We start from the raw sequence: 12,849 nt of genomic DNA, 5'->3' as shown, positions 1-12,849 counted from the left end.
TATTCTCTCAGTCGAGGTAGTAAAGGGAGTCCACGCCCCGGCTCTGAACATCACCGACGCTGTCGTTGTCCCCGGGCATGGGAATCGGGCACAGGTCCTGAACTTCCCTGTCGGAAACCCGGGACACACAGGCACGGAACCTGGGCTCCAGCTTCAACTCCATCACCGTTTCCACAACGCCATCACTGTGCTCGTTCACTGCCACCATCTTGGCGCCACGGATGTAACTGTCCACGTAGGTGCGGAACATGTCGTTCTGCAACACGAAGTCATTCACCGTAGAGCTGCCGTAGATCACCGTGCCATAAACCCGCTCTGCGAGATTACGATAGGCGTCCAGCTGCGATGCCCGGCGGGCCAGCAGGCGCTTGCGGGTATTCAGGCGGTCTTTTGACACGTCTTCATAGGTACCAAAGCCGCTGACCCGAACCGTAATCGGGTCCAGCTCGGTCTGTTGCTGTGAGTCCCGATTCTGACCAATCGGGGCGCAGCCAACGATAGTCGCCATCAGCGCAGGTATCAGTATCCACCGCAGGGTCATCTTGATTCTCCGAAAAAACACCAGTTCACCACTTCCATGAAAAATTCACGCCAACCTTTGTAACTGGCTGAAATTCATAACTCCACACTTAATAAAGCGGTTTTCATCTCGCCAGAGCGGCAAAAAACCACCGCCATTTACATTAGGAAAACAAACCGTTACCGCATCACCGGTGTGTCACCAAATAAACTGAATTAGTCTGAACATCGCGTAATGTTTAAACCGACACTATAAATGCATCATCAGGATCCACCATGACCGAAAACCGTCTGACCAAGCTCTCCCTGGCCATCGGCCTTTCCATCGCCACCACCTCTGCCATGGCCAGCCCGCAAGCATTCATGTCCGCACGCTCCTTTGCCATGGGCGGAACGGGTGTCGCTATCGCTCACCCGGCGGCGGCAGGCGCTTCCAACCCGGCGATGATGGCGGCAGAGCACCACGACTGGTCTGACGATTTTGGCCTCATTCTTCCCTCCATCAACGCCCGCGTTGCCGACGAGGAAGAAACGGTTGACCAGATCGATGATATTCAGGACACCATTGACCGGTTCCAGGAGTTGGACAAGAGCTCCAGCGAGGCAGAAGCCAGGCAGACAGCCGGCGACCTTAGACAACAACTGAACGAGTTCGATCGTGACACGGTCAGGATCGATGCCGGCCTGGGTATAGCTCTGGCGGTACCGACAGATTCCATCTCCGTCGGCTTCTTCACCAACGGCAACCTGCGGGCCACCGTACGTGGTGAATTTGACGAGCGCGATGATCAATACCTGGAGATTCTGGAGACAGGAACGGAGGCAGAACTGCTGGCTGCTGATCTGGACCGTGACCTGCAATCCCGGGGTAGCGTCCTGGCCTCCGCCGTTACGGAGATTGGCATTTCTCTCGCCACCTCGATTGACCTGCAGAATGACTCTCAGCTGCAAATCGGGGTTTCGCCAAAATACGTTCAGTTACGCACCTATCAATACACCCAGACAGTATCCGGCTTCGAAGACGATGACTTCGACAGCGACGAGAACGAAACCGACAAAAGCGGCTTCAACCTCGATGTCGGTGCCGCCTACGCCTTCGGCTCCCGCAACCAGTGGAACGCAGGAGTTGTGGTCAAGAACCTGATCCCCATGGAGCTGGATTCCGCAGCGAACCGCCCTACTGAAGAAGAGCGCACCCTGGAGCTGAATCCCATGGTGACTGCCGGTATCGCTCATAAAGGCGACTTTCACGTGATCACTGCGGAAATGGACCTGACCAAGAAGGAAGCGTTTGGCTACGAGGATGACACCCAGTGGCTTGCCCTCGGCGCTGAATTCGACGCCTTCCGTTACGCCCAGCTTCGCGTCGGCGTGCGCCAGAACCTGGCCAGCAACGACGACAACGACGGTATTGAGGAAGACACCCAGTTCACTGCCGGCATTGGCCTTTCCCCGTTCGGTGCCCGTCTAGACATCGGCGCGCTGGTCAGCGATGCGGACCTTGGCGCTGCGATTGAGCTTGGCGCCGCATTCTGATCCAGTCCGGATAACAATCCCCCTGAAGCCCGGCTCCGTGCCGGGCTTTTTTGTGGCCTGCCGGTTTGCCAGCACAGAGCGTTACCCTGATAATCCCCCGACCAGCATCCCGAAAGGAGCAATACCCGATTCATGAAAACCTACCTGGTTGGCGGCGCAGTACGTGACGAACTTCTTGGCCTGCCGGTAAAAGACCGGGACTGGGTAGTCACCGGCGCGACGCCAGACGAGATGCTCCAAAAGGGCTTCAAACAGGTGGGCGCTGATTTTCCGGTGTTCCTGCACCCGGATACCCGGGAAGAATACGCACTGGCACGAACCGAGCGGAAACAGGGCCATGGCTATCACGGGTTTACCGTCTACAGTGCTCCGGACGTCACCCTGGAAGATGACCTCAGGCGCCGGGACCTGACCATCAATGCCATGGCAAAGTCCACCGCAGGCGAACTGATAGACCCTTTCGGGGGCCGTGAGGACGTCCAGGCGCGCAGCCTGCGCCACGTGTCCGAAGCCTTTGCTGAAGACCCCTTGCGAATTCTGCGCACCGCACGATTCGCGGCCCGGCTGCAGCCCCTGGGATTCACCGTGGCGGAACCCACTATGGCACTGATGCAGCAGATGGTGAAAGACGGGGAAGTTGAACACCTGGTGCCGGAACGGGTCTGGCAGGAAATCCAGCGGGCACTGCATGAAAACGAACCCGGCACCTTCTTCGAAGTACTCCGGGATTGCGGTGCGCTGGCAACCATTGTTCCGGAACTGGACCGGGACGATGCCTTCTCAGTCGCACTATCTGCCCTGCGTTGTGTACACAACAGCGAAGCTGAAACCAGCCCCCGCTTCGCTGCGCTGATGTCGCCACTGACACCAGTTGAGGCCCGCAACCGGGCTGCGCAACTGAAAGCCCCGAATGACTGCCAGGACCTGGCCCGCCTCACCACCAGCCTGCTGCCACAGATCTACGCCATGACCAGCTACCGGGCAGAATCTCTGCTTGAGGCGCTGGATGAGGCCGATGTCTGGCGCCGTGCTGACCGGTTTGCCGAACTGCTACAGACACTGAACTGCGCCCTGCCCGACACCGAGCAGAACAAACTGGGCTGGCTGGAATCGGCACAGCACGCCGCCACAGGTGTTCAGGCAAAGGACTTGATGGCGCAGGGTTACCGGGGAAAAGACCTGGGCCGGGCAATCCGAAACGAGCGGTTGCGGCGTATTTCCGAGCTCTAACCTGAAATCCGACCGACACAGTGAGACACACCATGGCATCACCGACACCCGTCGTGCTTATCACCGGAGCGGCGCACCGCCTGGGCGCACACTCCGCCAGGCACCTCCACCAGCGCGGCTGGAACCTGGTGATCCATTACCGCTCGCGGGAAGCAAAAGCCAACAGGCTTCGCGACGAACTGAACGAAATCAGACCCGACTCGGCTGTCGTCATCCAGGCGGATCTCGCCCACCCTGGCGATATTGACCATCTGGCAAACAAAGCAGTCGCTGCCTGGGGGCGACTTGATGGCCTGGTGAATAACGCCTCGGTGTTCTACCCCAACCCTACCCCGGAGGCCGATGCCGACGACTGGGACACCGTCATGAACACCAACCTGCGCGCGCCCTTTTTCCTGGGTCAGGCCTGCCTGCCCGCCCTGAAAGAATGCCGGGGTGCCATCGTTAACATGATCGATATCTACAGCCAGCGCCCGCTGGCTAACCATCCGCTGTACTGCGCCAGTAAATCCGGCCTGGCATCACTGACCCTGTCCTGGGCGAAAGACCTGGCACCGGAAGTACGGGTGAATGGCGTTTCCCCGGGTGCCATCCTCTGGCCAGAAGGTGAGGCTGCCATCGATGAAAACTATCAGCAGGGTATTCTGGCCAAAACACCCCTGGCCCGCACAGGTTCACCGGACGACATCGCCGGCGCCATTGCCTTTCTCCTGTGTGATGCACCTTTTGTGACCGGCCAGATTCTGGCGGTGGATGGCGGCCGTAGCCTTAATATGTAGGCAGGTTACACTTGCTCGCTTTGGCCCACTCCGGCTTTCCGATACAATGCGTGCAGCTTTTTAATCCTGCCTGAGAACCGGAGAGAACCCATGCGTGATGTTGTTATCGTAGCTGCCAAACGTACCGCCGTCGGCAGCTTTGGCGGCGGGCTTTCCAGCCTTCGCGCCGACCAGCTCGGCAGCGCCGTTATCAAGGCCCTGCTGGAAGAGTCCGGCGTTGCCGCCGACCAGGTCAACGAAGTGGTGCTGGGCCAGGTGCTGACAGCCGGCTGCGGCCAGAACCCGGCACGCCAGGCTTCCATCAATGCAGGCATTCCCGCCTCGGTGCCAGCCATGACGATCAACAAAGTGTGCGGCTCCGGCCTCAAGGCTGTACATATGGCGGTTCAGGCCATCCGCTGTGGCGACGCCGAGCTGATGATCGCAGGTGGCCAGGAAAGCATGAGCCAGGCTCCCCACGTGCTTCCCAACAGCCGCAATGGCCAGCGTATGGGTAACTGGAACATGGTGGACACCATGATTTCCGACGGCTTGTGGGACGCCTTCAATGACTATCACATGGGTGTGACCGCGGAAAACATCGTGGAAAAATACGGCATCAGCCGCGAAGAGCAGGACGAGTTTGCCGCGGCCTCCCAGCAAAAAGCCTCTGCCGCAAGGGATGCCGGTTATTTCGACAGCCAGATTGTTCCTGTCACCATTCCCCAGCGCAAGGGCGACCCGCTGATTGTGGACAAGGACGAGAGTCCCCGTGCGGGCGTTACCGCTGAAAGCCTGGGAAAACTACGGCCCGCGTTCAGGAAGGATGGAACCGTCACCGCCGGAAATGCGTCTTCCCTTAACGACGGCGCCGCCGCAGTGATTGTTTGCAGTGCTGACAAGGCAAGAGAGCTGGGGCTTACGCCACTGGCGACCATCAGGGCCCACGCCAATGCGGGGGTTGACCCCACTATTATGGGCACCGGCCCGATTCCCGCCAGCCAGCGCTGCCTGAAACTGGCGGGCTGGTCGGTAGACGACCTGGACCTTGTCGAAGCCAACGAGGCATTTGCGGCACAGGCCATTTCCGTTAACCGGGATCTTGGCTGGGACACAGCAAAGGTCAACGTGAACGGTGGCGCCATCGCGCTGGGCCACCCGATCGGGGCTTCCGGTTGCCGGATCCTGGTCAGCCTGCTGCACGAAATGGCTCGACGGGATGCAAAGAAGGGCCTGGCGACCCTGTGTATTGGCGGCGGTATGGGCGTTGCCCTGGCCGTGGAGCGCTGATCACGCAATGCTGAATGTGGTGTTGTTTGAGCCCGAGATACCGCCGAATACCGGCAATATCATCAGGCTCTGCGCCAATACCGGCTGCCGGCTGCATCTGATTGAACCCCTGGGGTTTACCCTGGAAGACAAGCAGATGCGGCGCGCTGGCCTGGATTATAGTGAGTATGCAACGGTCACGGTTCACCCCGACTTCACGACCTTTCTGGACAGCGAACGGCCTTCACGGCTGTTCGGGCTGACCACCAAGGGCTCCCGTGGATATCATGAAGTGACCTACCAGAGCGGTGATTACCTGATGTTCGGCCCTGAAACCCGGGGGCTGCCAGCAGACATTCGCCAGGCACTAACGCAAGCGCACTGCCTGAGAGTCCCGATGCGCCCGGAAAGTCGCAGCCTCAACCTGTCCAATACGGTTGCTCTGGTGGTCTATGAAGCATGGAGACAGCTTGATTTTGAAGGAGCTCAATAATCATTACCGGCCGACGGTTCTGGCCTTGGCAGCAATGGTGCTGCTGTTCGCATTCAGTGGATACCCGAACTACGGCGCCGCTGGTGAATCGGATGCCGGCACCCGGGTCATAACGACCCCCTCGACCACATCCGAGGTATCGGTTGTATTTGGCAAAGACATTATCCAGCAGCTTTATACCAGCTGCGGCCTCACCATTCGCTACCTGGACGCTCCCGCAGCCCGTGCCGTGATGATGGCAGAAAAAAGCCAGTCAGATGGCGAACTGGCGCGAATCCCCATGGCCGTAAAGGAAAATGCCCCCCTTATTTCACTGCATACCCCCATCGAAGTGGCACGACTGGTTCCCCTTTTCCTTGACGGCGACTCCGCCAAAGCTCATTCCGACCTGACCGGTAAACGAATCGGGTTTCTCAATGGCTACCGGATGATTGCTGCCGTGTTGCCGGAAGATGCCACGCAGGTTGCCACCAGCGATACCTTTCAACTGGTCAGCCTGCTTAAACGTAAACGGATTGATGTTGCGCTGACACTGGAGTGGGACGCGCTGGCCGCCAAACACCATAACCCGGACATGGTTATCGGTAATCCGCTACTGGAATCCCCCATCTATCACTGGGTCCACGAATCCCGGGAAAATGACATCCCCTGCCTTTCCGAAGCACTCAGCGACATGAAGGCCGACGGAGAGATTCAGCGAATAATCCGGGAAGGCATCGAATCGAGCTCACCAAAATAAAAAACCCCACTGGCGTCTGCGCCAGTGGGGTTCTTTTGCCAGGGCAAAGCAGATTCAGTGAGTCTGCTCTTCCTTGGTTTCGCCTGCCGCCTCTTCCTGCTTGCGCTTCAGCGCCTGGGCGTAGATGGCATCGAAGTTGACCGGTGCCAGCATCAGCGCCGGGAAGCTGCCCTTGCTGACCACCCCGTCGATGGCTTCCCGCGCATAGGGAAACAGGATATTGGGGCAGTAGGCGCCCAGCATCTGGCCAAGTTGCGGACCTTCAATGCCTTTTACCAGGAACACACCGGCCTGCTGAATCTCGACGATATAGGCAACCTTTTCGTCGATTTTCGCCGTCACCGTCAGGGACAGAACCACTTCATACTGGTTGTCGCTGACCTTGTTATGGGAGGTGTTCAGATCCAGATTGACCTGCGGCTTCCACTGCTCCTGAAAAACCGTGGGCGAGTTCGGAGACTCAAACGACAGGTCCTTCACATAAATACGCTGAAGCGCAAACTGAGGTTGCGCCTGGTTTTCGTTGCCTGCTGCGGCCTGCTCATTTTCAGCCATTTTCAGTCCTTTCTTCGATTAAGGGGGCAACCAGGGCCCGTTATAATATTGAACGCTGCCGGAACAGTTTAATGCCTGGCTCCGCCTGCTGTTGTGAAACAGTGCGACAGTTTACCCTTCAGTTCAAGGCCCGAGTAACCGGTTACTTCTTCACCAGCGGCAGGTTGCTGCCTTTCCAGTCGGCGATACCACCATCCAGACGGACCACATTGGCGTAGCCTTCAGCGTTCAACTGCTTGACGGCCATGGCGGAATGCTGGCCCATCTTGTCGGCTACGATAATCTGCTTATCCTTGAACTTCTTCAGCTCCGACGCACGGCTTTTGATACTATTGAGGGGAATATTGATTGCACCGGTAATCCGGCCCTCGTTAAAATCCTTACGGTCACGGATGTCGACGACAACAGCTTCATCGCGGTTGATCAGGTTTACTGCACTTTGTGCCGATATTTTCGCACCGCCACGACGGGATTCCAGCACCAGAATGGCAAGCAGGAAAGCGACAAACAGAGACACCAGTATGTAATGGTTAACCGCGAATTCGAACACCCTTTCCATGAAAACACCTTGCTGAATAGTTTGTGGCGGGATTATACACACCCTGCCCCATTGACAGAAGATAACCAGGGTGGCCGACGGGTGCGAAACTGTTTAGAATCAATGTTCGTTTTAGTAAATTTACCAAACTACCATCGGATTAAGTGATGACTGCCACGCGTAAGCCTACTGCACTGATTATTCTTGACGGCTGGGGTCACCGTGACCCGGCTGACGATAATGCCATCAGCAACGCCAATACGCCATTCTGGGATAAGCTCTGGAAAAATCAACCAAAAACACTGATCAACACCTCCGGAATGTTCGTTGGCCTGCCCCAGGGACAGATGGGCAATTCCGAAGTCGGCCACATGAATCTTGGCGCAGGACGGGTAGTTTATCAAAGCCTCACACGCATCGACAAAGACGTGGAAGAAGGTACTTTTACGCAAAACCCCACTCTATGCGCCGCCATGGACAAGGCCATCAACAATGGTCGTGCTGTTCACCTGATGGGGCTGCTTTCCCCCGGCGGCGTGCACAGCCATGAGGATCACATTCTGGCTGCCGCTGAAATGGCTGCCGAGCGGGGCGCCAAAGAAGTCTACATCCACGCCTTCCTTGATGGCCGCGACATGCCGCCCCGCAGCGCCAAAGCATCTCTCGAAAAAGCCGCCACCAAACTGAAGAACCTTGGTGTTGGCCGGGTAGCCTCCATCATCGGCCGTTACTACGCAATGGACCGGGATAACCGCTGGGACCGGGTTGAACAAGCCTACAATGCCATGACCCTGGGAGAAGCCGAGTTCACCGTAGCCGACCCGGTGACCGCTCTGGAACAGGCCTATGAACGGGGCGAGAATGACGAGTTCGTCAAGGCGACTCACATCAAGGCCAGCGGCGACACGGAAGGCACCATCAACGATGGCGATACCGTGATATTCATGAACTTCCGTGCTGACCGTGCCCGGGAAATGACACGTTGCTTTGTGGAAAAGGACTTTGACGGCTTTGAACGCCGCAAACATCCGGAGCTGGCCGACTTTGTCATGCTCACGGAATACGCCGCCGACATCAAAGCCTCCTGCGCCTATCCGCCGGAGCAATTGACCAACGGGCTGGGCGAGTATGTATCCAACCAGGGCAAGACCCAACTGCGAATTGCCGAGACCGAGAAATACGCCCACGTTACCTTCTTCTTCAATGGCGGTATGGAAACCCCGTTCGAAGGTGAAGATCGCATTCTGGTGCCGTCACCCAAAGTCGCCACCTACGACCTGCAGCCAGAGATGAGCGCACCGGAAGTGACCGACAAACTGGTGGAAGCCATCAAGAGTGGCAAGTACGACCTGGTGGTGTGCAACTACGCCAATGGCGACATGGTTGGACATACCGGCAAGCTGGATGCCGCCATCAAGGCCGCTGAGTGTATTGACCAGTGCGTCTCCCGTATCGCCGAAGCGCTTGAGAAAGTTGGTGGTGAGGCGCTGATTACGGCTGATCATGGCAACTGTGAGCAAATGACCGACCCCAGTTCTGGCCAGGTTCATACTGCCCATACTATTGGTCCGGTACCTCTGGTCTATGTTGGCCCCCGCAAGGTTTCCCTCAAAGATGATGGCAGCTTGAGCGATGTGGCACCTACCCTGTTAAGCCTGATGGGCCTTGAGCAACCGGCCGAAATGTCAGGCCACAGTCTGGTGGAGATCGATTGATTGCGCGTCTGTGGCTGGTGCTGACACTGCTTGCAGCTGTCGCACCGGCACTGGCAGATCAACAGGTCACGCCTGGCCAGATCAAAGCACTCAGGGAAGAGATCGCCGACATCGACGATTGGCTGGCCGATGCGGAAGAGGATCGCTCGTCACTTGAGCGTCAGCTCTCGGGGCTGGAACAGGAGATAGGTCAACTTACCCGCGAACGCAGGGAATTGCGCGAACAGGCCCGGGAGCAGCAACAGCGCCTCAACCAGCTGGGCGAGGAAGAAGCTGAACTGACCCGTACACTGGAAAGCCAGCGCGACAGCCTGAAAAAGCAGATCCGTGCCGCCTGGATGGAAGGTGATGCGCCTGCCGTCAAAGTCCTGCTCAACGAGATTGACCCGGACAAGATTGCCCGCACCATGACCTACTATGAATACCTCAGCCGCGACACCATCGATCGGCTGGAGGCGTTCGCGGCCAACCTTCGCCAGCTGAAAGAAACACAGAGGCAGGTCAAGGCGGGCCGACTGCGACTGGCTGAGCTTGAGCAGAATGTTGCCGACCGCCAGCAGAAACTGAACAATAGCAAAAGCGAACGGGAACAGACTCTGGCAGCCCTCAAGGCAGACATCAGTGACCGCAGAAATGAACGCCAGGAACTGGAAGCGGACCGCAATCGGCTGGAAAAACTGTTAAAAGAAGTGGAAGAGGCGATAGCCAACATTCCCACCCCCAACGAGTCAGACCCATTCGGATCGCTCAGAAACAAACTGCCCTGGCCAGCAGACGGCAAGATTGCCAGCAGTTTCGGGGACAGCTATGCCGGTGGCAAGCTGAGCTTCAACGGCCTGCTGATCAATACCGATGAGGCAAGCGACGTCAAAGCGGTTCACTACGGCCGCGTTGTCTTTGCCAACTGGCTCAGAGGGTTTGGCCTGATGACCATCCTGGATCACGGCGACGGCTACATGACCCTCTACGGCCATAGCAGCAGCCTTTACACCAGCCCCGGGGACTGGGTGGAAGCTGGCGAGGCCATCGCCCAGGCGGGCCGCACCGGTGGCACTGACAACCCCGCCGTATACTTCGAGATTCGCCACAACGGCAAACCGGACAACCCGCGGCGCTGGCTCGGCAACCGCTGAACCGGTTCGTGATACCCTAAAGGCTGACAAATCAGTCTGGTAACGCCATACTGTCGGGCAATACTCGGGAAGTAACCAGTCATCGGAATAACACAGGATATGTGAATGAGACGGGTAAGACGTTTTAACCACGCCCCAACCATGAGCGCACTCGCCCTTGCCTCTTGCCTGACCGCCCTGCCCGGCCTGATTCACGCCCAGGAAGTCGATGAAGAGACCCGGCGCCTGCTAGAGGGCATCCAGCACGGCGAACAGGTTCAAATAGAACTTCCCGACCCCGAAGAGCAACTGCCCCTTGATGACCTCCGCAAGTTCGCAGAGGTGTTTGGCCGCATCAAGGATGCCTACGTGGAAGAGGTGGATGATCGCAAGCTCCTGGAGAGCGCTATCAAGGGCATGCTGTCCGATCTTGACCCACACTCCACGTACCTTGCCCCGAAAGACTACGAGCAACTGGAAGAAAGCACCTCCGGGGAGTTTGGTGGTCTGGGTATTGAAGTCGGCATGGAAGACGGTTTCGTGAAGGTCATTTCCCCCATCGACGATACACCTGCCCAGAAAGCCGGTGTGCAGGCGGGCGACCTGATCGTCAAACTGGGTGACCAGCCGGTCAAGGGCATGTCTCTGGAAGAAGCTGTCAAGCTGATGCGCGGCAAGCCCGGCACCGTGCTCACACTCACAATCATCCGAGAAGGCGAATCCGCACCCATCGAAATCGATGTGGAACGCGCCATCATCAAAGTTACCAGCATCAAGTCCCGCATCATCGAAAACGGCTACGGTTATGTCCGGATTACCCAGTTCCAGGCTGATACCGGCACACAGTTCACGACAGCGCTTGAAAACCTTGAAAAGGAACACGGCAGTGACCTGGATGGCCTGGTAATCGACCTGCGCAACAACCCGGGCGGCATCCTGCAAGCAGCGGTTGAAGCGGCAGACGCGCTGCTTGATGAAGGCTTGATTGTTTACACCGAAGGACGGATCCAGAGCTCGCGCCTGCGCTTCAACGCCAAGCCAGGCGACATAATGCCGGATACTGCCATTGTGGTTCTTATCAACGGTGGCTCTGCGTCTGCCTCGGAAATCCTTGCGGGCGCGCTGCAGGATCATGAGCGAGCGGTTGTCATGGGTACCCAGTCGTTCGGCAAGGGCAGCGTGCAGACGGTTATCCCCCTGGATGAGACCCACGCCATCAAAATGACAACTGCCCGTTATTACACTCCGGATGGTCGCTCCATCCAGGCCAAGGGAATCAAGCCGGATATTGAAGTGAAGCCGGCGGAGCTGACGGAACTGGATAGCCAGCCGTTCTTCACAGAGGCGGATCTGAGCGGCCATCTTGAAGGCCAGGATGAGGGACAGGACGTTACCGAAGAAGACGGACAGGCATCACCGGCAAGCAGGGACTTTCAGCTACGCTCGGCACTGAACCTGCTCAAGGGCCTGAGCATTCTCAATAAGCGTAACACCACGGAACAGGAAAGCGCGGATTGAAAGTACCAGCTACGCTGATGGCCGCCATTGCCCTCCTTGCGGTGGCGTCACCGGCCAGTTCCGGGGAAGGGCGGGACCGTTCGCAGCAGATTCCACCCACCATCGCCATCATCATTGATGACATGGGGCACAACCTCGCCGAGGGTCGAAGGCTGATAGGGCTGGAGCAACCCATCACCCTGGCCTTCCTCCCCTACCGAAGACATACAACGGAACTGGCGGAGCATGCTCATCGAAAGCAGAAAGAAATCATGCTTCACGCTCCCATGGCCAATACCCGCAATATCGGCCTTGGCCCCGGCGGCCTGAGCCCGGGTATGGGCAAAGACAGCATGGCAACCACCCTGCGCCGCGCCCTGCAGTCCATTCCTCATGTCCGTGGAGTGAACAATCACATGGGCAGCCTGCTCACCCAGCAACTGGAAGCCATGGACTGGGTAATGTCGGAGCTGGATCACTACCCGGTCTACTTTGTCGACAGCCGCACCATCGCCTCCTCCATCGCCGGCGAAGTCGCCGCCGCCTACCGCATCCCGACCCTCACCCGCGATGTCTTTCTCGACCATGAGCAGACCGAAGAGTACGTGGACAAACAGTTCCGGTTGCTGATCAAGCGAGCAAAAGAGAATGGCAGCGCCGTCGGCATCGGCCATCCCCACAAAGTTACCGTGGATTACCTGGAAAAGCGCTTGCCGGAACTGGACGAGGAAGGCATAGCCATCGCCACCGTTAGCGGCGTGTGGGCCATGAGGAACGGTAATCGGCAGATGTTCGCGGAAGGAGAAAAGCGGGCGATTCGGCCGGCGTTGGCGAAGCAGGAGTAAACTGGTCCGGTGGTGTCGGATTACGGCTTTGCCTAATCCGACC

Annotated in this window: 13 protein-coding genes; 10 read left to right on the top strand and 3 right to left on the bottom strand. The window is 57.9% G+C overall.

From position 1 onward, the window contains the following. Window positions 1–7: 7 nt before the first annotated feature. Window positions 8–541, bottom strand: coding sequence for an LPP20 family lipoprotein (locus tag QPL94_RS06450; protein WP_285356295.1), 534 nt, complete (start codon window positions 539–541; stop codon window positions 8–10). Between the two features lie 254 nt (window positions 542–795). Here QPL94_RS06450 and traF point away from each other — a divergent pair, with 254 nt between their 5' ends. From traF to QPL94_RS06420, 6 genes are all read left to right on the top strand, one after another. Continuing rightward, window positions 796–2,055, top strand: a complete 1,260-nt coding sequence (gene traF / locus QPL94_RS06445) for a conjugal transfer protein TraF (protein ID WP_285356294.1) — start codon at window positions 796–798, stop codon at window positions 2,053–2,055. A 132-nt stretch (window positions 2,056–2,187) separates the two neighbouring features. Next, window positions 2,188–3,285 carry a tRNA nucleotidyltransferase/poly(A) polymerase-related protein gene (locus QPL94_RS06440; protein ID WP_285356292.1) on the top strand — a complete coding sequence of 366 codons (1,098 nt, stop codon included), beginning with the start codon at window positions 2,188–2,190 and terminating at the stop codon, window positions 3,283–3,285. 32 nt (window positions 3,286–3,317) lie between these two features. Further along, window positions 3,318–4,064, top strand: coding sequence for a pteridine reductase (locus tag QPL94_RS06435; RefSeq protein ID WP_285356291.1), 747 nt, complete (start codon window positions 3,318–3,320; stop codon window positions 4,062–4,064). A gap of 90 nt (window positions 4,065–4,154) precedes the next feature. After that, window positions 4,155–5,333 (top strand): acetyl-CoA C-acetyltransferase, encoded by a 1,179-nt coding sequence (locus QPL94_RS06430; RefSeq protein ID WP_285356290.1) that lies wholly within the window; start codon window positions 4,155–4,157, stop codon window positions 5,331–5,333. Between the two features lie 7 nt (window positions 5,334–5,340). Beyond that, a complete protein-coding gene (gene trmL / locus QPL94_RS06425) occupies window positions 5,341–5,805 on the top strand; it encodes a tRNA (uridine(34)/cytosine(34)/5-carboxymethylaminomethyluridine(34)-2'-O)-methyltransferase TrmL (protein ID WP_285356289.1) in 465 nt (154 codons plus the stop codon). Continuing rightward, window positions 5,783–6,544 (top strand): substrate-binding periplasmic protein, encoded by a 762-nt coding sequence (locus QPL94_RS06420; RefSeq protein WP_285356288.1) that lies wholly within the window; start codon window positions 5,783–5,785, stop codon window positions 6,542–6,544. The genes trmL and QPL94_RS06420 overlap by 23 nt, the downstream gene beginning before the upstream one ends. A 54-nt stretch (window positions 6,545–6,598) precedes the next feature. Here QPL94_RS06420 and secB read toward each other — a convergent pair whose 3' ends face one another. After that, window positions 6,599–7,099 (bottom strand): protein-export chaperone SecB, encoded by a 501-nt coding sequence (gene secB, locus QPL94_RS06415; protein ID WP_285356287.1) that lies wholly within the window; start codon window positions 7,097–7,099, stop codon window positions 6,599–6,601. A gap of 142 nt (window positions 7,100–7,241) precedes the next feature. Next, the gene (locus QPL94_RS06410; protein WP_285356285.1) at window positions 7,242–7,658 is read right to left on the bottom strand and encodes a rhodanese-like domain-containing protein; all 417 of its coding nucleotides are present in this window, start codon (window positions 7,656–7,658) and stop codon (window positions 7,242–7,244) included. A 146-nt stretch (window positions 7,659–7,804) separates the two neighbouring features. Between QPL94_RS06410 and gpmM the strand changes: the two genes are divergently transcribed. From gpmM to QPL94_RS06390, 4 genes are all read left to right on the top strand, one after another. Next, window positions 7,805–9,352: a 2,3-bisphosphoglycerate-independent phosphoglycerate mutase gene (gene gpmM / locus QPL94_RS06405; RefSeq protein WP_285356284.1), complete on the top strand. Its 1,548-nt coding sequence runs from the start codon at window positions 7,805–7,807 to the stop codon at window positions 9,350–9,352. Next, window positions 9,352–10,485: a murein hydrolase activator EnvC family protein gene (locus QPL94_RS06400; RefSeq protein WP_285357859.1), complete on the top strand. Its 1,134-nt coding sequence runs from the start codon at window positions 9,352–9,354 to the stop codon at window positions 10,483–10,485. The genes gpmM and QPL94_RS06400 overlap by 1 nt, the downstream gene beginning before the upstream one ends. Before the next feature lie 105 nt (window positions 10,486–10,590). Further along, on the top strand, window positions 10,591–11,982 hold the full coding sequence (locus QPL94_RS06395; protein WP_285356283.1) for a S41 family peptidase: 1,392 nt from the start codon (window positions 10,591–10,593) through the stop codon (window positions 11,980–11,982). Then, on the top strand, window positions 11,979–12,806 hold the full coding sequence (locus QPL94_RS06390; protein WP_285356282.1) for a divergent polysaccharide deacetylase family protein: 828 nt from the start codon (window positions 11,979–11,981) through the stop codon (window positions 12,804–12,806). Before QPL94_RS06395 ends, QPL94_RS06390 begins: the two co-directional genes overlap by 4 nt. Window positions 12,807–12,849: the final 43 nt, after the last annotated feature.

It is taken from the genome of Marinobacter sp. SS13-12 (assembly GCF_030227115.1).
In the GTDB taxonomy this organism is placed as follows: domain Bacteria; phylum Pseudomonadota; class Gammaproteobacteria; order Pseudomonadales; family Oleiphilaceae; genus Marinobacter.
Note: the sequence above shows the minus strand (reverse complement) of the source record. Positions and strands in the feature narration are given on the sequence as shown.